Origin of the sequence: Streptomyces sp. NPDC051218, assembly GCF_044455475.1 — a bacterium.
Taxonomy (GTDB): domain Bacteria; phylum Actinomycetota; class Actinomycetes; order Streptomycetales; family Streptomycetaceae; genus Streptomyces.
Genome location: NZ_JBITEU010000001.1, coordinates 564,679 through 584,375, shown reverse-complemented (window position 1 = coordinate 584,375; position 19,697 = coordinate 564,679). Strand labels below are relative to the sequence as shown.

Genomic DNA, 19,697 nt, shown 5'->3' with positions numbered 1-19,697 from the left:
GCGGGAACCAGTCGACCGCTACCGATCATCCAAGTTAGGCTTACCTAAGTCAACTGGTTCCCGACGTCCTGTCGGTAAAAAAGCTACCCGCTCGGAGCTCAGGGAAGCGTAAGGATCTCCGCCCCGCTGTCCGTCACCACGAGCGTGTGCTCGAACTGCGCGGTCCGCTTGCGGTCCTTCGTCACCACGGTCCAGCCGTCCTCCCACATGTCGTACTCATGCGTGCCGAGCGTCAGCATCGGCTCGATGGTGAACGTCATGCCGGGCTGGATCACCGTCGTGGCGTGCGGGCTGTCGTAGTGCGGGACGATCAGGCCGGAGTGGAAGGACGTGTTGATGCCGTGGCCGGTGAAGTCGCGGACGACGCCGTAGCCGAAGCGCTTGGCGTACGACTCGATGACGCGGCCGATGATGTTGATCTGGCGGCCGGGCTTGACCGCCTTGATGGCCCGCGCGAGTGACTCGCGGGTCCGCTCCACGAGGAGCGCCGACTCCTCGTCGACGTCACCGACCAGGTACGTGGCGTTGTTGTCGCCGTGCACCCCGCCGATGTACGCGGTCACGTCGAGGTTGATGATGTCGCCGTCGTTCAGGACGGTGGAGTCCGGGATGCCGTGGCAGATGACCTCGTTGACGGAGGTGCACAGCGACTTCTTGAAGCCGCGGTAGCCGAGCGTGGAGGGGTAGGCGCCGTGGTCGCACATGTACGCGTGGGCGACGCGGTCCAGCTCATCGGTGGTCACCCCGGGCGCGATGTGCTTGGCCGCCTCGGCCATCGCGCGGGCGGCGATGCGACCCGCGGTGCGCATCAGCTCGATGGTCTCGGGGGTCTGCACCTCGGGCCCCGTGTACGGGGTGGGCGCGGGTTTCCCCACGTACTCCGGGCGCCTGATGTTTCCCGGAACGGGGCGGATGGGAGAGAGCTCCCCTGGTACGAGCAGTGACTGGCCAGACATGCAAGCGAGTCTAACCAGCGGTGGTGGGGCAGCATGGCTGGAGAGAGAGGAGCAGATCACATGGCACTGTTCAAGAAGCGGACCGTCGGTAAACCGGGTGAGTGGTTCTACTGCCTGGAGCACAAGAAGGTCGAGGAGGGCCCCGACTGTCCGGGCAAGGACCGCTTCGGGCCGTACGCCTCCCGCGAGGAGGCCCAGCGGGCGATGGAGACCGCCGCCGAGCGGAACCTGGAGTGGGAGACCGACCCGAAGTGGCATGACAAGGACGCCCGGGGCGAGGGGGGCGGCGCCTGACCCCGCCGCCGGGACGGTCCGTCAGCCTCGTCAAGTCGCTGCGGACACCTCCCGGCGCCGGACCGCGTCCTCGTCCGTGTTCGCGTCGTAGGTGAGCAGCTTCGGCAGCACCGCCGTCAGGGCCGCGACCGAGGCCACGCAGGCCAGGCCGCCCGACCAGATGGCGCTGCGGGTGCCCGTCCATCCTGCGGCCGCCCCCGCGCGGACCTGGCCGAGCTGCGGGCCGACGCTGTAGGAGAGCACTTCGATGCCGGCGAGCCTGCCCCGCAGCTCGTCCGGGATCGTCTGGTTCCAGATGGTGGAGCGGCCGAGCCCGCTGACCATGTCGCCCGCGCCCGCCAGCGCCAGGCACACAAGGACGAGCCAGACGTTGCCGAACCACCCGGCCGCCGTGATCGCGAGCCCCCATCCCGCCGCCCCGAACACGACGAGCAGCCCGTGCCGCCGCACCCGTGACGTCCACCCGCTGGTCAGACTGAGCAGCAGCGAGCCGACCGCCCCGGCCGCGTACATCAGGCCGAGTGACCACTCCGCGTCGAGATCCTCCGCGAGGAACGGGAAGATCGTGTTCGGGAAGGCGAAGAACATCGCCGCCATGTCGATCGCGTACGTGCCGAGCAGCACCGGCCGCGACCACGCGAAGCGTGCGCCCTCCGCGAGGCCCCGCAGGGACGGCTTCTGCGCGTCGTGCGCGGGAGGCGCGGGCGCGAGGCGGACGCACAGGGCCACGGAGGCGGCGAACGAGACCACCGTCACCGCGTACGCGGGTGCGTGCCCGGCGTAGGCGACGACCAGGCCCGCGAGCGCGGGGGCCGCGATCGCGCCGACGTTCCAGCGCAGCGAGTTGAGCGCGGCGGCCGCGGTGAGCTGGTCGTGCGGCACGATGCGGGCCATCAGGGAGTCCAGCGCCGGGCGTTGCAGCCCCGCGAGCGCGGAGACGCCCGCCGCGACGACGTACAGCGGCCACAGCAGCGGCTGCGGAAGCAGCGCGTTCACCAGGAGCACCGCCGCCAGCAGGCCGAGCCCGGCCTCCGTCAGGAGAATCACCCGGCGCCGGTCGACCGCGTCGGCCAGCGCACCTCCGTACAGCCCGAAGACGATCAGCGGCACCAGCTCGACCGCGCCCATCGCGCCGACGGCGAGCGGGGAGTCGGTCAGGTCCTTGATCTGCAACGGCAGCGCGACCAGGGCCATGAAGCTGCCGAAGGTCGTGACGAGCCCCTGGACCCAGAGCAGCCGGAAGTCGCGCGTGGAGCGCCAGGGGGAGAGGTCGGGCAATATCGAGGAGATGGACACGAAAAGCCATGGTCAGTGCTGTTCATGAACCGCGGCAACCGAATTATCCGCCGCCGTGAGCGGCCATGTTCCCTCACCACCGTGCCGGAGGCGGCGACGTCAGCTGGTCGGCCAGGCGGGAGAGGCGGTCGCGCAGGCGGCGTCGGCCCCGCGCCGCGGGGAGCGAGTTCTCGCCGGCCGCCGCGCTCACCAGGTGCTGGACCATGTCCAGGTCGAGGTCGAGGTCGGGCGACTCCGGCACGGGCAGGGCCTCGTGCGCCATGGCCCGCAGGTCGCCGTGCCCCGAACCAAGGGACAGCACCGTCGCACCCGCGGCCCGCGCGTCGTGCACCCGTTCAAGGAGGTCCGCGCCCGGCGGGGCCGCGGGCGTGTCCGGCGCCACCACGAGCAGTGTCTCCCCGCGGCGCGCCGCCTCGATGCGGCCGAGCCCGGTCGACAGGTGCGCGGGATCACCCTCCCGCACCCGGTGGCGTACGAGTGTCGGCGTCAGTTCCGGCGTCCCGGACCATGCCGCCTCGTCCACGAGATGCGCCGCCAGATGCCACGGCTCGTACTCCTGCGTGCCCACCAGGAGGAGGCCCCCGCCATGCGGCACGACGGAGGAACGCAGCGTGCCCGCGAAGCGGCGCGTCGCGCCCACCCACTCGGTTCCCGCGAGCACCTCGCGCAGCAGCGCTACCCGTACGGCGTCCATGAGGTCGCATCCTGCCTCAACGAACGAGTCGTCAGGCGGAGTTCACCGGGAATTCGTCCGGGGTGGGGACTGACCGGGGATGGCTGATGAGACGTCTGTTCCCTTCCGCGCCGGACAAGAGGGTTACGCGAGCTTCCGTATCCCCGCCGTCGTGCGCTCCAACTCCGGTTCCCTGCTGGCCTTCTGCGAGGGGAGGGTCGGCTCGCAGGAGGACTTCGGCAACATCGACGTGGTGCTGAAGCGCTCCAGTGACGGCGGCCGCACCTGGGGGCCGCTCCAGGTCGTCGTCCAGAACGGCGCCGACCTCGCGGGCAACCCCGCCCCCGTCGTCCTCACCACCGGCCGGATCCTCCTCGTCCATGTCCGCAACGCCGCCGCCGCGACCGAGGACGCCATCCGCCGCGGCAAGGTGTCCGCCGCGAACGGGCGGCGGATCTGGGTGCGGCACTGCGACGACGACGGGCTGACCTGGTCCGCCGGGAGGGAGATCACCGGGCAGGTGAAGAAGGCGAGTTGGCGGTGGTACGCCACCACCCCCGGGCACGCCCTGCAGACCGGCACGGGCCGGATCGTCGTGCCCGCCAACCACTCCCTGCCGCCCACCGGCACCGACAACGGAACCGAGGGAAAGTACAACGGCGGCCACTGTCTGCTCAGCGACGACCTCGGCCAGACCTGGCGCATCGGTTACGCCGACGACAACACCGACGGCTACGTGAACGTGAACGAGACCACCGCCGCCGAACTCCCCGACGGGCGGCTCTACTTCAACACCCGCAACGACTCCCCGTCCCCCGGCACCCGCGCCGACGCCCACTCCCTCGACGGCGGCCAGAGCCTGGTCAAGCCCTTCCGGCCGCAGGCGGGGCTCGTCGGCCCGGTCGTCGAATGCAGCGTGCTGCACCTGCGTACGCCCGACGTGCTGCTGTTCTCCGGGCCCGCCGACCCCGGCTTCCGGGCCCTGATGACGGTGCGCCGCAGCCGCGACGCGGGCACCACGTGGCAGGACGCGTACACCGTGGACGGGCTGCCCGCCGCGTACTCCGACCTCGTCCGCGTCGACGACGGGACCGTCGGACTCCTCTACGAGACGGGAGACTTCAGCGCGTACGAGACCATCACGTTCCGGCGGATACCGGTGGCCGCGCTGGTCTGACGGTGGCGGCGGTGAACCGGTGAGTAAGGTCAGCGGCATGACCTCTAACGACAATGCGCAGAAGCCCCCGGCCAAGGACCCCTGGGAGCTGCCCGACGTCTCCGGGCTCGTCGTCGGCGTGCTCGGCGGCACCGGCGACCAGGGCCGCGGCCTCGCCTACCGCCTGGCCCGCGCGGGCCAGAAGGTGATCATCGGCTCCCGTGCCGCCGAGCGGGCGCAGGCCGCCGCCGATGAGCTCGGCCACGGCGTCGAGGGCGCCGAGAACGCGGAGTGCGCGCGGCGCAGCGACATCGTGATCGTCGCCGTGCCGTGGGACGGGCACGGCAAGACCCTTGAGGCGCTGCGCGAGGAGCTCAGCGGCAAGCTCGTCGTCGACTGCGTGAACCCGCTCGGCTTCGACAAGAAGGGCGCCTACGCCCTGAAGCCCGAGGAGGGCAGCGCGGCCGAGCAGGCCGCCGCCCTGCTTCCGGACTCCCGCGTCACGGCCGCCTTCCACCACCTGTCGGCGGTCCTGCTCCAGGACGCGGCCGTCGAGGAGATCGACACCGACGTGATGGTCCTCGGCGAGGTCCGCGCCGACACGGACCTCGTCCAGGCGCTCGCCGCGCGGATCCCGGGCATGCGGGGCGTCTTCGCGGGGCGGCTTCGCAATGCCCACCAGGTCGAGTCGCTCGTGGCCAACCTGATCTCCGTGAACCGGCGCTACAAGGCGCACGCGGGGCTGCGCGTGACCGACGTCTAGGACGTGGCGGGCATGGGGGACACTGGTTCGGGACGCCGTTTCGACGCGCCGTCCCGCACCCCACGGACCGAACCCCGACAGGAGCCGACCCCCATGCCCCGCCTCGCTCTCTACGCCCTCGCGGTCTGCGTCCTCGCCGTCGTGGCGGCCGTGGTCTCCTTCGTCCAGGGCTACTGGATCGGCGTCATCTGGGTGCTGCTCGCCGGACTCTCGTCGAACATGGCGTGGTACTACCTGCGCCGCGCGAGGGCCGAGCGGGACGCCGCGCGCACCGCCGCTACGGGCTGAGCGTGCAGTACTGGCTCGGGTCGCCGTCCCAGAAGCGGTAGAAGTCCTGGCCGCAGTACGTCTCCAGGTCGTGGACGCCGAGCCCGCGCAAGATCGCGTCGATCGCGTCGAAGAAGGCGCCGTTGACCTCGGGAATCCACAGGATGCCGAAGACGGCGAGCAGGCCGAACGGCGCGAAGGGCTCCACCTGGCGGCGGATCGTGTGCGAGAGCCAGGGCTCGATGACGCCGTACCCGTCCAGGCCCGGGATGGGCAGCGAGTTCAGGATCGCGGCCGTCACCTGGAGCAGGGCGAGGAAGGCGAGCGCGAAGCGGAAGGTGTCCGGGACGCCGGAGAGCGCGTCGAGCCAGAAGGGCGCGGTGCAGACGACCGCGAAGGCCACGTTCGTGAGCGGCCCCGCGGCCGAGATCAGAGAGTGCTTCCACTTGCCCTTGATGCGGCCGCGCTCGATGAAGACGGCGCCGCCGGGCAGGCCGATGCCACCCATGATCACGAAGAGCACCGGAAGGACGATGCTCAGGAGCGCGTGCGTGTACTTCAGCGGATTGAGGGTCAGATAGCCCTTCGCGCCGACGGAGATGTCGCCGCTGTGCAGGGCGGTGCGGGCGTGCGCGTACTCGTGCAGGCAGAGCGAGACGATCCAGGCCGCCGTGACGAAGAGGAAGACCGCGAGCCCGGTGTTGTCCGCGAAGCCCGTCCACGCGGCCCAGCCGGAGACCGCGGTGACGGCGGCGATCCCGAGGAAGACGGGGCTGATCCGCCGGTCGCTGCGTCGGGTGGGAGCGGTGGTCATGGGGCGGGGCTCCTGGGGGTGGCGGCCTGTTGTCGTACGGGACCGTACCCCGGCCCACCGCGAAAACGTCTCGCACTGGGCGGGGAGTTCCAGGGAGGGTGGGACCGAGTACATCCGGACCGTCCCGCATATGAGGGCAGACTCGGCGAAACAGGTACCAAGTGGTGCGTACAGCCCGGCGCAGCGTCCCGCGCCACCCCACACCTCGACCGGAGACAATGGACCCCGTGCGCTACCGCATTCTCGGCACCACCCAGGCATTTCGCGCCGACGGCACCCCCATCGCCATCGGCGGCACACGGCTGCGCGCTCTCCTGACGATCCTCGCCCTGCGCGCCCCCCGGCCCGTGCCGGCGCCCGTGCTCGTCGACGAGGTGTGGCACGGCGATCCGCCCGCCGACGCGACCGGCGCGCTACAGGCCCTGGTGGGCCGCCTGCGCCGGGCCGTCGGCGCCGGGGCGATCACCTCCACCGACGGCGGCTACCAGCTGTGCGCCACGCCGGACGACATCGACCTGTACCGCTTCGACCGCCTCGCCACTGAGGGGGCGAACGCCCTCGCCGACGGCGACGCCGCCAAGGCCGCGGTGATCCTGGACGACGCGCTGGCCCTCTGGCAGGGCCCCGCGCTCGCCGACCTGCCGGACCGCACGTCGGAGGCGGCCCGGTGGGAGTCCCGCCGCCTCGAAGCCCGCCGCGCCGCTCTCGCCGCGGCGCTCGCCCTCGGCCGTGCCGAGCAGGTGCTTCCCGAGCTCGCCGCCCTGTGCGAGGGGCACCCCCTCGACGAGCCGCTCCAGGCCTTGCGGCTGCGGGCGCTGCGCGACGCGGGCCGCCCCGCGCAGGCCCTCGACGAGTACGAGGGGGTACGCCGCCTCATCGCGGACCGCATCGGAGCCGACCCTGGGCCCGAACTCCGCGCCCTGCACGAGGAGTTGCTGCACGCCGACAGCTCGAAAGGCTCTTACGGTCCCGGCAGCTCCGGCAGCTCCGGCAGCTCCGGAAGCTCCGGAAGCTCGAAGCCGCCGCCCGCCGGGCCCCGCCCGCCACAGAGACCGCAGGGCAACCTGCGGGCCAGGCTCACCTCCTTCGTCGGCCGTGAGGGCGACATCGAGGCCATCCGGGGCGACCTGGCGCGGGCCCGCCTCGTCACGCTCCTCGGACCCGGCGGCGCCGGGAAGACGCGGCTCTCGCAGGAGGCCGCAGAGGCCCACGCCGGTGGCGTCCCCGACGGCGTATGGCTGGCCGAGCTCGCGCCCGTCGAGGATCCGGACGCGGTGCCCGAGGCGGTCCTCACCGCGCTCGGCGCGCGCGAGACGGTGCTGCGCGGCGCGGGCGCCGAAGAACTGCGGGCGGTGTCCGAGTGGCACGGCGACGACCCCGTCGTCCGCCTCACCGAGCACTGCGCCCCACGCAGCATGCTCCTGATCCTCGACAACTGCGAGCACGTCATCGACGCCGCGGCCCGCCTCGCCGACCGGCTGCTCGCGCACTGCCCCGGCCTCACGATCCTCGCCACGAGCCGTGAACCCCTGGGCGTTCCGGGGGAGTTGCTGCACCCGGTGGAGCCGCTGCCGGAGCCGACCGCGCTGCGCCTGCTCGCGGACCGCGGCGCCGCGGCACGGCCCGGCTTCCGCGTCGAGGACGACCGGTCGGCGTCGGCGGAGATCTGCCGGCGTCTCGACGGCCTGCCCCTGGCCATCGAACTGGCCGCGGCCCGCCTGCGCATGCTCACGCCCCGGCAGATCGCCGACCGCCTTGACGACCGCTTCCGCCTCCTGACGAATGGCGCCCGCACGGTCCTGCCCCGCCAGCAGACCCTGCGCGCGGTCGTCGACTGGTCCTGGGACCTCCTGGACACCGCCGAACGCACCGTCCTGCGCCGGCTGGCCGTCTTCGCGGGCGGCTGCGACCTGGCCGCCGCCGAAGCGGTGTGCGGGGCGCCCGACGAGTCGCCCACCGAGTCGCCCGACGTCGCCGACGCGCTCGGCTCGCTCGTCGACAAGTCCCTTGTCGTCGCCGCCCCTTCGTCGCAAGGCGTGATGCGCTACCGGCTGCTCGAAACCGTCGGCGAATACGCGGGGGAGCGGCTCGACGAGGCCGGCGACCGCCCCGCCGCCGAACGGGCCCACCTGGTGTACTTCCGGGAGCTGGCCCGGCTGACCGAACCGCGGCTGCGGGGCGCCGGACAGCGCGAGGCCGTCGAACGGCTCGAGGTCGAGTACGAGAATCTGCGCACCGCCCTGCGGCACGCCGTCGCCGCCGAGCAGGAGCAGGAAGCGCTCTGCCTGGTCCTCTCGCTCTCCTGGTTCTGGACGATCCGCGACCTGCGCATCGAGATCCGCAACTGGTCCCGCGACGTCATCGCCCTCGGCCCCGACCCCTTCGTACGCCCCGTCACCCCGGTGGAACCGCTCTACGAACGCTGCACGGACAACCCGCCGCCCATGCACCCCGAAGTGCTCGAAGAGGCTCGGCGCGGCGTCCATCTCATCCAGCTCTCCTGCATGGACATGAACCTGGAGGCCTGGCAGACACCCGAGGCCGCCGAGAAACTCGCCGGCATCAGGGAGGCGTACCGGCCGGGTCTGCCGCAGACCTGCTGGACGCCGGGGAGCCTGTGGTTCTTCGCGGTGCTGCTCCAGGGGGACATGGACCGGCTGCACGACATCATCGACGCGACCATCGCCACCTGCCGCGAGCGGGGGTACGACTGGGAGCTCGCCGCGTCCTTGCAGCAGCGCGCCAACATCCTCGCCAACCGCGCCGACTCGGCGGGCGACGCCCGCCGTGACGCCGACGAGTCCCTGGAGATCTTCACCCGGCTCGGCGATGTGTGGGGCATGGCCGAGGCGCTCTCCTCGCGCGGCGAGGCCCATGAGCGGCGGGGCCGGTTCGCCCTGGCCGCCGAGGACTTCGGCGCCGCCATCGAGCACGCGGAGCGGGTCGGCGCCCCCGCGCAGGTGAGCGTGCTCACCGCGCGCCTCGGCGCGGTGCTCGCCGAGGCGGGCGAACTGGCCAGGGGCGAGGAGCTGCTCTGGTCGGTCACGGAGCGCGCCGGCACGGCGGCGGCGAACTCCGGCGAGTCCCTGCCCGCCGCCCGCTTCTTCCTCGTCGACCTGCTCGCCCGCACCGGCCGCACCGGCGAGGCGCGCGAACAACTGCGGCTGCTCCAGGAGGAGTTCAAGGCCGTCGACTTCGTCATCTTCGAGGGGTTCATGCTGGGCGCGGAGGCCTGGATCGACACCGTGGAGGGCCGTCATGCCGAGTCCCTCGCCACGTCGCGCGCCGCGCTCGCCAAGTCCCTCGACCCGCTGAGCAAGTTGATGGCCCCGCAGATGACCTCCGTGCACCTCACCACCGCGGCCCGCGCCCTGGCCGCCCTCGACGGCGGCCGGTACGCCCATGACGCGGCGCGGCTGATCGCGGTGGCCGACCGTGAGCTGCCGCCGGGCCACTTCGCGCCCGCCGCCGAGCGCGAGATCCGCACGGCCGCCGTGGAGTCGGCGCGCGGGGCACTGGGTGACACCGCGTACGAGGCCGCGTACGCGGAAGGCGGCGGCCTCTCCATGGAGGAGGCCGCCGCCCTCTGCGACAGGTACATCGGCTAGGCCGCTGCCCGTCGGACCCGCGGTCAGCTCTTCGTGCGGAACTTGTGGATCGCGATCGGCGCCATCACCAGCGTGAGCACCACCGACCAGCCGACCGTCACCCAGACGTCGTGGGCGACCGGGCCGCCCACCATCAGGCCGCGCGCGGAGTCAGCGAGCGAGGACAGCGGGTTGTAGTCGGTGAAGCCCTGGAGCCAGCCCGGCATGGACTGGGTGGGGGCGAAGATCGACGAGCCGAACTGCAGCGGCATCAGGACCAGGAAGCCCATCGCCTGTACGGACTGGGCGCTCTTCATCGTGACGCCGAGCACCAGGAAGATCCACATGATCGACGAGCCGAAGAGCGCGGTGAGGCCCACGGCGGCCAGCAGACCGCCCCAGTTGGTGATGTCGAAGCCCACCAGAACACCGACGATCATCATGATCGTCGTCGCGATGAGCATCCGCATCAGCTCCACCACGATCTTGGCGAAGAGCACCGAACCCTGGCCGATCGGCAGGGTGCGGAAGCGGTCCATGATGCCGTTCTGGAAGTCCTGGTTGAAGCCGGTGCCGACGGCCATGGCGATGTTCATGCTCATCATCGCCATCATGCCGGGCACCACGTACTGCACGTAGGCGTCCTGGCCGCCGCCGAGCGCCTGCCCGATGGAGCCGCCGAAGACGTACACGAAGAGGAGCGTGAAGACGATCGGCATCAGGACCGCGTCGAACATCGACTCCGGGTCCTGGCGGATCCACAGGAGATTGCGGCGGACCAGGGCGCTGGTGTGGCGCACGTGGTCGCGCAGTCCGATACGGGCGTCGGCCTCTCCCTGGTGGAGGGGCGGCGCGAGAGTGGTGGTGCTCATACGGCAACCTCCTCGAGTTCGGGGCGGGCGTCCTGCGGGGCGCTGGCCTTGTGGCCGGTGATGGAGAGGAACACCTCGTCCAGGCTGGGCAGTTCGGTGGCGATCGAGCCTATGGTGATGCCGCGCGCGGTGATCGCGCCGACCACGGCGGTGAGCTGCTCGTCGCTGAGGATCGGCACCAGGACCGTGCCGGACTCGGCGTCCACGGTCGAGGTGGCGAGGCCGGTCAGGCCCATGTCGTCGAGCGCGCCGGCCAGCGGGCGCAGTTCCAGCGGGTCGGCCGGGCGGATGCGCAGGGTGCGGCCGCCGACCTTCGCCTTCAGCTCGTCGATGCCGCCGTTGGCGATGACCTTGCCGCGGTCGATGACCGTCAGCTCGGAGGCGAGCTGCTCGGCCTCCTCCATGTACTGGGTGGTGAGCAGCACGGTGACGCCGTCACCGACCATGCGCTTGACCTCGGCCCACACCTCGTTACGGGTGCGGGGGTCGAGGCCGGTGGTCGGCTCGTCCAGGTAGAGGACCGAGGGGCTGCCGATCATCGACGCCGCGAGGTCGAGGCGGCGGCGCATGCCGCCGGAGTACGTCTTGGCGGGGCGGTTGGCCGCTTCGGTGAGCGAGAACCGCTCCAGCAGGCCGTCGGCCCTGGACCTGGCCTCCTTGCGGGAGAGGTCGAGGAGCCGCCCGATCATGTACAGGTTCTCGCGTCCGGAGAGCTTCTCGTCCACGGATGCGTACTGGCCGGTGAGGCCTATGACCCTGCGGAGCTGGCGGGGCTGCTTCACGACGTCGTACCCGGCCACGAAGGCCGAGCCCGAGTCCGGGACGACGAGGGTGGAGAGGCAGCGGACGAGGGTGGTCTTGCCGGCGCCGTTCGGGCCGAGCACCCCGAGGACGGTGCCTTCGCGTACGTCGAGGTCCACGCCGTCCAGTGCTTTGGTCTCGCCGTAGTGCTTGACCAGTCCCCTCACGGTGACGGCACTTCCGGCGCCGCCGGGGGTGTTGTTGATTCGCGTCATGCCGGAAGAATGTCACCCCCCACCGACAAACCACCGACATCCCACCTACACCTGGCCCGGGGGCGGGGCCGCTGCGGGTGGGGGCCCCGGGGTAATCGGGTGGGTGGGCGGGAAACATCGCCGCGAAGCGGCGGACGAAAGAGCGAAAAAGGGGGCAGCCCGTCGACGGGGGAAGTTCGACGGGCTGCCGGTGGTGCCGCTATGGCTCAGGGGGGCGGGCGCGGGGCCCGGGAGGGGCTAGTGGACGGCGTGTTCCGGGGCGGGGAACGCGCCGCCCACCACGTCCTCCGCGAACGCCTTGGCCGCGCCACTCATCACGCCCCGCAGATCCGCGTACTGCTTCACGAAGCGCGGCATCTTGCCGCCGGTCAGGCCCAGCATGTCCGTCCAGACGAGGACCTGCGCGTCGCACGCGGCGCCCGCACCGATCCCGACCGTCGGGATGTGCAGGGAGCGGGTGACCTCGGCCGCCAGCTCCTCGGGGACCAGTTCGAGGACGACCGCGAACGCGCCCGCGTCCTGCGCTGCCTTGGCGTCGCGCAGCAGCCGGTGCGCCGCCTCGTCGCCCCGGCCCTGGACGCGGTAGCCCATGGTGTTCACGGACTGCGGCGTGAGGCCGAGGTGGGACATGACGGGGATGCCGGAGGAGACGAGCAGCTCGGTCTGGGGGAGCGAGCGCTCGCCGCCCTCCAGCTTCACCGCGCCGACCCCGGCCTCCTTGACCAGGCGGGTGGCCGAGCGCAGGGCCTGCACCGGGCCCTCCTGGTACGAGCCGAAGGGCAGGTCGCCGACGACCAGGGCACGCGACGTGCCCCGTACGACGGCGGCGGACAGCATCGTCATCTCGTCGAGGGTGACGGGCACGGTCGTCTCGTACCCGAGGTGGCAGTTGCCCGCCGAGTCGCCGACCAGCATCACGGGGATGCCGGCTTCGTCGAAGACGGACGCGGTCATCGCGTCGTACGCGGTGAGCATGGGCCACTTCTCGCCCCGCTCCTTGGCGGCGGCGATGTCCCGCACGGTGATGCGGCGGGTGCTCTTGCCTCCGTACAGCGCCTTGCTGCTGTCGGTGGACTGACCGGCGGGGCCCGCGGGCTGGTTCTGGGCAGCCGAAAGTTGCGTCATCGCAACGGCTCCTTCTGTTATCTCGAGGCGCCCTGACGGCGTCCCCGGATCCCCTCCATGGTGGCATCGCGTGCCGCCGTCGGCTAGTGGACCCTTCGGTAAAGTCTTTACAATACGAGACGGTCTCGTATCGGAATGGGCCTAGGCTGGATGCCATGACTACTCCCGCCGTCTCCACCCCACGCATACCGGAAGCCGTCCACCGGCGCCGGTGGGCGATCCTCGGCGCCCTGATGCTGAGCCTGCTCATCGTGGTGCTCGACAACTCGATCCTGAACGTCGCCATCAAGACGATCTCGACCCCGGAGCCCACGGGCCTCGGCGCCACCCAGGGCGACCTGGAGTGGGCCATCAACTCCTACACCCTGGTCTTCGCGGGACTCCTCTTCACGGCGGGCCTGCTCGGCGACCGGCTCGGCCGCAAGAAGATGCTGATCGCGGGCCTCGCCGTCTTCGGCGTCGGCTCCGCACTCGCCGCGGAGTCCGGCTCACCCGTCCAACTCATCATGTTCCGCGCGGTGATGGGCCTCGGCGCCGCCTTCGTGATGCCCGCCACCCTCGCCATCCTGATGAACGTCTTCGAGCGCGAGGAACAGCCCAAGGCCATCGGCATCTGGGCGGGCGGCGTCGGCCTCGCCATCGCGATCGGACCCATCACCGGCGGCGTGCTCCTCGACCACTTCTGGTGGGGCTCGGTCTTCCTGGTGAACGTGCCGATCGTGATCGTCGCGATCGGCCTGATGATCTGGCTCGTGCCCGAGTCGCGCGACCCGAAGCCCGGCCGGATCGACCTGGTGGGCGTGGGCCTGTCCATCGTCGGTCTCGTCCTGCTCGTCTACGGCATCATCAAGGGCGGCCAGCTCGCCGACTTCACCGACCCGGCCGTCCTCGGGACCGTCATCGCGGGCCTCGCCGTCCTCGTCGGCTTCGTGCTGTACGAGAAGCGCAGCGACCATCCGTCCATCGACATCTCGTACTTCAAGAACCGGGTCTTCTCGGCGGCGATCAGCTCCCTCGCGCTCGTCTTCTTCGCGCTGATGGGCGTGACGTTCTTCGCCGTCTTCTACACGCAGAGCGTGCGCGGCTACTCGCCGCTGCAGACCGGCCTCTTGATGCTGCCGCTCGCCGCGGCGCAGCTCATCTTCGCGCCGCGCGCCCGCCTCGTCGTCGACCGCTTCGGCGTCCGCGCCGTGTGCGGGGGCGGGCTGCTGCTCCTGGCCGCGATGCTCGCCGCCTTCACGATCCTGGAGGCCGATACGCCGATCTGGATCCTGGAGGTCATGTTCTTCCTGATGGGCACCGGCATGGCGCACATCATGACGCCCGCGAGCGTCGTCATCATGCAGGCGCTGCCCCGCGAGAAGGCGGGCTCCGCCTCCGCGCTGAGCAACACCTTCCGGCAGGTCGGCGGCGCACTCGGCATCGCGGTGCTCGGCTCCGTCCTCTCCGCGGCCTACCGCAACGGCGTCGAGGACAAGCTCACCCTGCTGCCCGCCGACGTACGGCACACCGCGGGCGAGTCCATCGAGGCCACCCTCGGCGTCGCCGCCAAGCTCGGCCCGCGCGGCGAGCCCCTGGTCACCGCGGCCCACGACTCCTTCCTGCACGCCATGCACATCACGGCCCTCTGCGGCGCGGGCGTCGCCCTGATCGGCGTCGTGGTCGTCGCCCTGTTCCTGCCGGGCCGCACGCCCAAGGAGCCGGAGGCCGAGCAGTCGAAGGCGGACCCCGTGGGCGCGGGGCGCTGACCGGGACAGGGAGAATCGGCGCGGCGGAGTGCCGGACGACGAGAGACGGAGTTGACGTGGGCCACAGCGCCAAAGGCGTCCGGGGGCGCCCCCGCAGCGAGGCCGTGGAGCGGTCGATCGTCGAGGGCGTCCTGAAGCTGATCGAGGACGGCGTGCCGCTCGCCGACCTCTCCATCGAACGGATCGCCCGCACGGCGGGTGTCGGCAAGGCCACCATCTACCGCCGCTGGAGCGGCAAGGAGGAGCTCTTCGTCGAGATCCTGCGCGGCATCGACGACCCCCCTCCCGAGTTGCCCGGGGAGTCCATGCGCGGCGACCTCATCGTCTGCCTGGAACACCTGCGCAGGCGCGGCGTGAACCTGCGCTCCTCCGCGCTGCTGCACAACGTGTTCGCGCAGATGAAGAGCCTGCCGAAGCTGTGGCAGGCGTATCAAGCGACCGTCATCGAACCCCAGCGTCGCGTCCTGCGCGAGGTGCTGCGCCGCGGCATGGAGAACGGCGAACTCCGCACCGACATCGACCTCGTGCTCGCCAACGACCTCTTCGTCGGCCCCATGCTCGTCCGCACCGTGCTGCGCTCCGACGATCCGCTCGACGAGGGCCTCGCCGAGCAGATCGTGGACTCGGTGCTCGCCGGGCTGCGGCCCACGGGGTGAATGTGCGCGTTTCGTCACAGCGGGCCCGTTGTGCGGGGAGATGCGGAACCCGCCGCGCCGCTCCGCTCGTCCTCGTCCCGTACGGCCGTCACGGACGGCGGGGAGGACACCCGATCATCGCCTAGGGTTTCAGGGGCGAGGACGGTTGCACGGCACCAGTGAGGCGACGAGCGTATGGCGCAGGCGTATGTGACGGAGACGGGCAGCGGCGGCTCGGAACCTGACCGCCAGGGGTCTCGGTTCCGGCGCCTGGCCGACGGCTGGCGCGGGGACCGAGGCATCTGGCGGCGCGGACTCGTCACGGCCGGGGTCGCCGTGCTGCTCGCCCTGGTGATGCTCTTCCACGCGCAGATCCCGAACGGCGTCGGTAACCTCGGCAGCCTCATCGAGACGTTCCTGCCCTGGCTCGGTGTCCTGATCCCGGTCCTGCTCATCGTCGGCTTCGTCCGCAGGTCCGCCACCGCGCTGATCGCCGTGCTGCTGCCCGCGGTCATCTGGGTCAGCTCCTTCGGCGGGCTGATCAGCGACAAGTCCGGCGCCGGCGGTGACCTGACGGTGGCCACCCACAACGTGAACGCGGAGAACGCCGACCCCTCGGGCACCGCCCGTGACGTCGCCGCTTCCGGCGCCGACGTCGTGGCCCTGGAGGAACTCACGGCGGACGCCGTCCCGACGTACGAGAAGGCCCTGGCCGGCACGTACAAGTACCACTCGGTGCAGGGCACGGTCGGCCTGTGGAGCAAGTACCCCCTGACCGGCACCGAGCCCGTCGACATCAAGCTGGGCTGGACGCGCGCGATGCGCACGACCGTCAACAGCCCCAAGGGCGAGGTCGCCGTCTACGTCGCCCACCTGCCGTCGGTCCGGGTCAAGCTGGACGCGGGCTTCACCGCCAACCAGCGTGACGACAGCGCCGACGCGCTCGGCGAGGCGATCGCCGACGAGCAGGTCTCCAAGGTCGTGCTGCTCGGTGACCTGAACGGCACGATGAACGACCGGGCTCTGAACGCCGTCACCTCGCAGATGCGCTCCACGCAGGGCGCCGCGGGCGACGGCTTCGGCTTCAGCTGGCCCGCGTCGTTCCCGATGGCGAGGATCGACCAGATCATGGTGAAGGGCGTCGAGCCGCTGTCGTCGTGGACGCTGCCGGAGACGGGCAGCGATCACCTGCCGATCGCCGCGCGCGTGGAGCTGTAGCCTCGGGCGCCACGCGCCGCACACCCGTTTGTCACCTCACGGAATACTGAGCCCGAGAGACTTTGTTCCGTACGTAAACTTACGGAACACCACTCCCTCATGCGCTCCCCCGGAAGGTTCTTCATGCCCCTGGCCCTGCTCGCCCTCGCCGTGGGCGCCTTCGGCATCGGCACGACCGAGTTCGTGATGATGGGCCTGCTGCCCAACGTCGCGGACGACCTGCACATATCCATCCCCACCGCAGGACACCTGGTCTCGGCGTACGCCCTCGGTGTCGTCATCGGCGCCCCGCTGCTCGCCGCGGTCACCGCGCGCATGCCGCGCCGGCGCGTCCTCATCGGTCTGATGGTGCTCTTCGTCGCGGGCAACGCCCTGTCGGCCGCGGCGCCCGACTACCACTGGCTGATGGCCGCCCGCTTCCTCAGCGGCCTGCCGCACGGCGCGTTCTTCGGCGTCGGCGCGGTCGTCGCCACCGGCCTGGTCGCTCCCGAGCGCAAGGCCCGCTCGGTCTCGCTCATGTTCCTCGGCCTGACCGTCGCCAACATCGTGGGCGTGCCCGTCGCCACCGCGATGGGACAGCAGCTCGGCTGGCGCGCGACGTTCCTCGCGGTCAGCGCGATCGGCATCGCCGCCATCGCCGCGCTCGCCCTCCTCGTCCCCGCCGACCACGGCCACGGCGAGAGCGGCGGCCTGCGCGGGGAGCTGCGGGCCCTGCGCAGCGTCCCGGTGTGGCTCGCGCTCGGCACGACCGTGGCGGGCTTCGGCGCGCTGTTCTCCGCGTACAGCTATGTGACGCCGATGCTGACCGACGCCGCGGGCTACGCCGAATCCAGCGTTACGTTGCTTCTGGCGCTGTTCGGTGTCGGCGCCACGGCGGGCAACCTGCTCGGCGGCCGGCTCGCCGACCACTCCCTGCGGGGCACGCTCTTCGGTGGACTCACCGCCCTGGTCGTGGTCCTCGCCCTGTTCCCGGTCCTCATGGGAACGGCGTGGAGCGCGGCGCTCGCGGTGACGCTGCTCGGCATGGCGGCGTTCACCACGGGCTCGCCCCTGCAGCTGATGGTCATGGAGAAGGCCTCGGCGGCCCCGTCCCTCGCCTCCTCCGCCAACCAGGCCGCGTTCAACCTCGCCAACGCGGGAGGCGCGTGGGTCGGCGGCCTCGCGCTTGCCGCGGGCCTCGGGGTCACCTCACCGGCGGTGACGGGCGCGGCCCTCGCCGTGCTGGGCCTCGGAGTGGCGGGCGTGGCGTATCTGGTGGACCTGCGGTCACCCGCGCCCGTGCCCGCGGCGGGCAACGAGCGGCTCGTGGCTTCGGGGGAGCCGGTCCGGGAAGCTTCCCGGAGGTGAGGGTGCGGGAAGCTTCCCGGAGGTGACGGGGGGCGAGGGCGGGGGCTGCTCGCCCCCACCCGGCCGGCACCGTCAGACGGACTTCTCCCGCCACTGATTGGTGATCGGCAGCCGTCGGTCCTTGCCGAACCCCTTCGCGGAGATCTTCGTGCCCGGCGGGTACTGACGCCGCTTGTACTCGGCGGTGTCCACCATCCGCAGCGTCTTCACGACCAGCTCCCGGTCATAACCGGCGGCGACGATCGTGTCCGCGCCCATGTCCCGGTCGACGTACATCTCCAGGATCGCGTCGAGGACCGGATAGTCCGGCAGCGAATCCGTGTCCACCTGGTCGGGCCGCAGCTCCGCGCTCGGCGGCTTGGTGATGGAGTTCTCGGGGATCGGCGGCGTCTGGCCGCGGTCGACGGCGGCGCGGTTGCGCCACTCGGCGAGCCGGAAGATCAGGGACTTGTAGACGTCCTTGATCGGGCCGTACGCCCCGACCGAGTCGCCGTAGAGCGTCGAATACCCCACCGCCAGCTCGGACTTGTTGCCCGGCGCGAGGACGATGTGCCCCTCCTGGTTGGAGAGGGCCATCAGCATCGTGCCGCGCAGCCGCGACTGGAGGTTCTCCTCGGCGAGCCCGGTGAGACCCAGGGACCCCATGTACGCGTCGAACATCGGGGCGATCGGCACGGTACGGAAGTTCAGCCCCGTACGCCGGGCAAGATCCTCCGCGTCACTGATCGAGTGGTCCGATGAGTAACGCGACGGCATGGCGACGCCGTACACGTTCTGCGCGCCGAGCGCGTCGCAGGCGATCGCGGCGGTGAGGGCGGAGTCGATGCCTCCGGAGAGGCCGATCAGGACGCTGCTGAATCCGTTCTTCGCGGTGTAGGCACGCAGCCCGACGACCAGCGCCGAGTACACCTCTTCCTCGTCGTCGAGCCGCTCGGCGTACCCACCGGTGAGTTCCGGCTCATATGCGGCGAGGGGCTCGTCCGAGATGGTGACGTGCTCGATGCGCAGGCCGTCGTCCACGACGCCCGACGGCGGTTCCGGAGCGGCGGCCGGCAGATCGAGATCGAGGACGATGCACCCCTCGGCGAACTGCGGGGCCCGCGCGATGACTTCACCGTCCCGGTCCACGACGACCGAGTCACCGTCGAAGACGATGTCGTCCTGCCCGCCGATCATGGCGAGGTAGGCGGTGGTGCAGCCGGCCTCCTGCGCGCGCTTGCGCACGAGCTCCAGGCGTACGTCGTCCTTGTTCTGCTCGTACGGCGACGCGTTGATGGAGAGCAGCAGACCCGCGCCCGCGGTGCGCGTCGCGGGGACACGGCCGCCGTCCTGCCAGAGGTCCTCGCAGATGGCGAGCGCGACGTCGACGCCGTGCACGCGCAGCATCGGCAGGGTCTCGCCCGGCACGAAGTAGCGGAACTCGTCGAAGACGCCGTAGTTCGGCAGGTGGTGCTTGGAGTACGTGAGGATGGCCTCGCCGCGGTGCAGCACGGCGGCGGCGTCGCGCGGGGCTCCCGCGGGCTGGCCGTACTTGGGCTTGGCCTCCTCGGTACGGTCGAGATAACCGACGACGACCGGCAGCTCGCCGTACCCCTCGTCGTTCAGCCGCGCGGCGAGCGCGCGCAGCGCCTCCCGCGAGGCGTCGACGAAGGACGACCGCAGGGCGAGGTCCTCGACGGGATAGCCGGTCAGCGCCATCTCGGGGAACGCGACCAGGTGCGCTCCCTGCTCGGCGGAGTGCCGGGTCCAATGGACGATCGCCTCGACGTTCCCGGCGAGATCGCCGACGGTCGAGTCGATCTGATTCAGGGCGAGGCGTAGTTGAGGCACGCGGCCCAGTGTAATCGTCAGAGCGACGCGATGCCTTGTGGGGCGGGTGTGGGGCACTCCACTGGGGGTGCCCCACGGGGAGACCGCCGGTCAGCCGCGG

General features: G+C 71.3%; 17 protein-coding genes. 9 read left to right on the top strand and 8 right to left on the bottom strand.

Features of this window, described 5'->3' with window-relative positions:
* Positions 1-98: 98 nt before the first annotated feature.
* Positions 99-956, bottom strand: a complete 858-nt coding sequence (gene map / locus ACIBCK_RS02690; protein WP_399386250.1) for a type I methionyl aminopeptidase — start codon at positions 954-956, stop codon at positions 99-101.
* A gap of 60 nt (positions 957-1,016) precedes the next feature.
* On the opposite strand from map, the gene ACIBCK_RS02685 reads away from it, so the two are divergent.
* Positions 1,017-1,250, top strand: a complete 234-nt coding sequence (locus tag ACIBCK_RS02685; protein WP_399386249.1) for a hypothetical protein — start codon at positions 1,017-1,019, stop codon at positions 1,248-1,250.
* A 30-nt stretch (positions 1,251-1,280) separates the two neighbouring features.
* Here ACIBCK_RS02685 and ACIBCK_RS02680 read toward each other — a convergent pair whose 3' ends face one another.
* Both ACIBCK_RS02680 and ACIBCK_RS02675 read right to left on the bottom strand, forming a co-directional pair.
* Positions 1,281-2,546, bottom strand: a complete 1,266-nt coding sequence (locus ACIBCK_RS02680) for an MFS transporter (RefSeq protein WP_399386248.1) — start codon at positions 2,544-2,546, stop codon at positions 1,281-1,283.
* 73 nt (positions 2,547-2,619) lie between these two features.
* Positions 2,620-3,240 carry a hypothetical protein gene (locus tag ACIBCK_RS02675; RefSeq protein WP_399386247.1) on the bottom strand — a complete coding sequence of 207 codons (621 nt, stop codon included), beginning with the start codon at positions 3,238-3,240 and terminating at the stop codon, positions 2,620-2,622.
* Between the two features lie 79 nt (positions 3,241-3,319).
* Here ACIBCK_RS02675 and ACIBCK_RS02670 point away from each other — a divergent pair, with 79 nt between their 5' ends.
* The 3 genes from ACIBCK_RS02670 to ACIBCK_RS02660 are packed head-to-tail and all read left to right on the top strand — an operon-like array spanning position 3,320 to position 5,426.
* Positions 3,320-4,396, top strand: a complete 1,077-nt coding sequence (locus ACIBCK_RS02670; RefSeq protein WP_399386246.1) for an exo-alpha-sialidase — start codon at positions 3,320-3,322, stop codon at positions 4,394-4,396.
* 37 nt (positions 4,397-4,433) lie between these two features.
* Positions 4,434-5,138 carry an NADPH-dependent F420 reductase gene (npdG, locus tag ACIBCK_RS02665; RefSeq protein ID WP_399386245.1) on the top strand — a complete coding sequence of 235 codons (705 nt, stop codon included), beginning with the start codon at positions 4,434-4,436 and terminating at the stop codon, positions 5,136-5,138.
* 12 nt (positions 5,139-5,150) lie between these two features.
* Entirely contained in the window at positions 5,151-5,426 is a 276-nt protein-coding gene (locus ACIBCK_RS02660; protein WP_399386244.1) for a hypothetical protein, read from the top strand.
* On the opposite strand, the gene ACIBCK_RS02655 is transcribed toward ACIBCK_RS02660, so the two are convergent.
* The gene (locus ACIBCK_RS02655) at positions 5,416-6,219 is read right to left on the bottom strand and encodes a site-2 protease family protein (RefSeq protein WP_399386243.1); all 804 of its coding nucleotides are present in this window, start codon (positions 6,217-6,219) and stop codon (positions 5,416-5,418) included. The genes ACIBCK_RS02660 and ACIBCK_RS02655 overlap by 11 nt on opposite strands.
* A 218-nt stretch (positions 6,220-6,437) precedes the next feature.
* Between ACIBCK_RS02655 and ACIBCK_RS02650 the strand changes: the two genes are divergently transcribed.
* Positions 6,438-9,827: an AfsR/SARP family transcriptional regulator gene (locus ACIBCK_RS02650; RefSeq protein WP_399386242.1), complete on the top strand. Its 3,390-nt coding sequence runs from the start codon at positions 6,438-6,440 to the stop codon at positions 9,825-9,827.
* Positions 9,828-9,850: 23 nt separating this feature from the next.
* Here the strand turns inward: ACIBCK_RS02650 and ACIBCK_RS02645 are convergent, their stop codons facing one another.
* The 3 genes from ACIBCK_RS02645 to panB form a co-directional block, all read right to left on the bottom strand.
* A complete protein-coding gene (locus tag ACIBCK_RS02645; protein ID WP_399386241.1) occupies positions 9,851-10,678 on the bottom strand; it encodes an ABC transporter permease in 828 nt (275 codons plus the stop codon).
* Positions 10,675-11,694, bottom strand: a complete 1,020-nt coding sequence (locus ACIBCK_RS02640) for an ATP-binding cassette domain-containing protein (protein ID WP_367041265.1) — start codon at positions 11,692-11,694, stop codon at positions 10,675-10,677. The genes ACIBCK_RS02645 and ACIBCK_RS02640 overlap by 4 nt, the downstream gene beginning before the upstream one ends.
* A 237-nt stretch (positions 11,695-11,931) precedes the next feature.
* Positions 11,932-12,819, bottom strand: coding sequence for a 3-methyl-2-oxobutanoate hydroxymethyltransferase (gene panB, locus ACIBCK_RS02635; RefSeq protein ID WP_399386240.1), 888 nt, complete (start codon positions 12,817-12,819; stop codon positions 11,932-11,934).
* A 155-nt stretch (positions 12,820-12,974) separates the two neighbouring features.
* Between panB and ACIBCK_RS02630 the strand changes: the two genes are divergently transcribed.
* The 4 genes from ACIBCK_RS02630 to ACIBCK_RS02615 all read left to right on the top strand — a co-directional run bounded on the left by ACIBCK_RS02630 (position 12,975) and on the right by ACIBCK_RS02615 (position 17,767).
* On the top strand, positions 12,975-14,567 hold the full coding sequence (locus ACIBCK_RS02630; protein ID WP_399386239.1) for an MFS transporter: 1,593 nt from the start codon (positions 12,975-12,977) through the stop codon (positions 14,565-14,567).
* 56 nt (positions 14,568-14,623) lie between these two features.
* Complete coding sequence (locus tag ACIBCK_RS02625) at positions 14,624-15,223, top strand: TetR/AcrR family transcriptional regulator (protein WP_399386238.1); 600 nt, start codon at positions 14,624-14,626, stop codon at positions 15,221-15,223.
* 174 nt (positions 15,224-15,397) lie between these two features.
* On the top strand, positions 15,398-16,420 hold the full coding sequence (locus ACIBCK_RS02620) for an endonuclease/exonuclease/phosphatase family protein (protein ID WP_399386237.1): 1,023 nt from the start codon (positions 15,398-15,400) through the stop codon (positions 16,418-16,420).
* A gap of 123 nt (positions 16,421-16,543) precedes the next feature.
* Complete coding sequence (locus ACIBCK_RS02615) at positions 16,544-17,767, top strand: MFS transporter (protein ID WP_399387205.1); 1,224 nt, start codon at positions 16,544-16,546, stop codon at positions 17,765-17,767.
* Between the two features lie 72 nt (positions 17,768-17,839).
* Here ACIBCK_RS02615 and ACIBCK_RS02610 read toward each other — a convergent pair whose 3' ends face one another.
* Positions 17,840-19,597 (bottom strand): NAD+ synthase, encoded by a 1,758-nt coding sequence (locus tag ACIBCK_RS02610; RefSeq protein WP_399386236.1) that lies wholly within the window; start codon positions 19,595-19,597, stop codon positions 17,840-17,842.
* Positions 19,598-19,697: the final 100 nt, after the last annotated feature.